Source organism: Mycobacterium sp. E2462, assembly GCF_001672685.1.
GTDB lineage: Bacteria > Actinomycetota > Actinomycetes > Mycobacteriales > Mycobacteriaceae > Mycobacterium.
This window is the reverse complement of sequence record NZ_LZKC01000058.1, coordinates 1-1873: the sequence shown is the minus strand read 5'-3', so window position 1 is coordinate 1873 and position 1873 is coordinate 1. Positions and strand designations below refer to the sequence as shown.

Sequence of the window (1873 nt, the reverse complement as noted above, 5' to 3'; positions counted from 1 at the left end):
GCCAGGCCGTCGCCGACCTCGCCGATCTGGCCTCGGGCGCGGAATCGCTTGACGCGGGCCCGCAGGGCATGGTCCTCGTCGGCTCGGGCGTCGACATCCCGCTCATCAAACCGGTGGTGGAGTCCGCCACCTCGTTGCAGCTGTGGGTGCCCGACGAGCCCGAGATGGCGCTGGCTCGGGGCGCGGCGTTGGCGTCCGCGCACGCGCCGCTGTTCGCGTCGTCCACAGCCGCGCTGGCCTACGCGCAAGACCCGGGAACGGGCGAGTTCGCCCCGTGGGCCTTCGCAGCCACTCCCGTGGACACGGGTAACGCGCGGCCGAACGTCGCCTACAGCGCCGTCCCGGATGAGGACGCCGACGCCCAGACCGTCATCGGGCTGGACCCGGACGCGCAGCGCCGCAGATCCATCCTGTTGGTGAGCAGCACGCTGGCCGTCGTCTTCATCGCCGCCGTGGTGGCGCTGGAGATCGCGCTGGCGATCAGCATCCGGCCCACGGTCGCGCTGCGTCCCAGCCCAAACGAGAACATCGTCGCGCCGGCCGTGCCCCAACCGGCGCCGCTCGCGCCGGCACGGCCGCAGCTGTCGGCGCCGAGGCCGCTGGCCGCGCCGCACCCGTTGAACCCGCCTGTCGCCGCCCCGGTGCCCGCGGCGCCGCCGGTTCCCGTCCCGGTGCCCCTGGTGCCCCCGCCGGTGTTCGTACCGGCACCACACGTGCCGCTCGTGCGGCCCCCGGTGCCCGGCTTCGGGGGCGGTCACGGCCCGCTCGGTGGGCGCGGTCCGTTCGGCGGGTTCGGGGGCGGTCACGGCCCCCTCGGCGGGCGGGGCCCTTTCGGGGGGCCCTTCGGCGGGGGTCACGGCCCATTCGGCGGCGGCCACGGCCCGTTCGGCGGCTTCGGGGGAGGCCATGGCCCATTCGGTGGCGGCCACGGGTTCGGTGGTTTCGGCGGCGGCCACGGCTTCGGCCACCGATAGCCACTTCAGCGAGATTGACTTAGGGGAAATGCGGTGGAAGTCGTACTTGGCGTGTCGGTAGCGCCCGAGAGCGTTCGCCTGGTGCTCGTCGAGGGTATCGGCGCCGGCGGGGTGAGCGTCGATCACCGCGCCTTCGAGGTCGGCGGCGACTCCTCGGCCCGCGCCGCGGCGGAACAGGTCGTCGCGGCTATCGAGGGGACGCGGGACAGCGCGGCCCAGGGGGGATATCGCCTCGCCTCGAGCGGCGTGACTTGCACCGACCCGGCCCGCGCGGCAGCCCTACGAGACGCGCTGTCGGCCCGAAGCATGGGCAACGTCGTGCTGGTCTCGGCCGTCACGGCCGCCGCCGCGCTGGCCCAGGCGGTCGGCAGCGCCACCAACTGGGCGCGGACCGCGCTGCTGCTCGTCGAGCCGGGCACCGCGACGCTGGCCCTCGTCGACACCCGCAACGGTTCGGTCACCGGCGCCCGCCGGTACCCGCTGCCCGACGGAGACGACGCCGCCCTGGCCCGGCTGGCGACGGTGGTCTCGGGCACCGAATCGCTGGACGTCCGACCGGACGGTGTCTTGCTGGTCGGTTGCGAGGTGGACATCCCGACGATCAAGCCGACGCTGGACGCGGCGACGTCACTGTCGGTGATGACGCCCGAAGAGCCGGACATGGCACTGGCGCGTGGCGCGTCGCTGGCCGCGGCGAACGCCCGGCTGGGCGCGCCCCGCACACTCGCCATGCCGTCCGCCCGGTTCGACCCCACCGCCGCACCGCAGCGCGCCTACAGCACCGCCGACGCGGACGCACCGACGGGCTCCAACGTCGAAGCGGACGCGCCGCAGGCGGCCGATGCCCGCGGGCCGCGGGGCCGCCGAACGGTGCTGGCCGTCGCGGCGGTGACGCTCGT

1 protein-coding gene and 1 pseudogene are annotated in these 1873 nt (G+C 75.1%); both read left to right on the top strand.

Annotated elements, in window-relative coordinates:
- Window positions 1-974: pseudogene (locus A5714_RS26465) on the top strand (hypothetical protein); the annotation flags it as partial.
- Window positions 975-1007: 33 nt separating this feature from the next.
- A partial coding sequence (locus A5714_RS03090; protein ID WP_231975731.1) for a hypothetical protein occupies window positions 1008-1873 on the top strand: 866 nt, incomplete at its 3' end.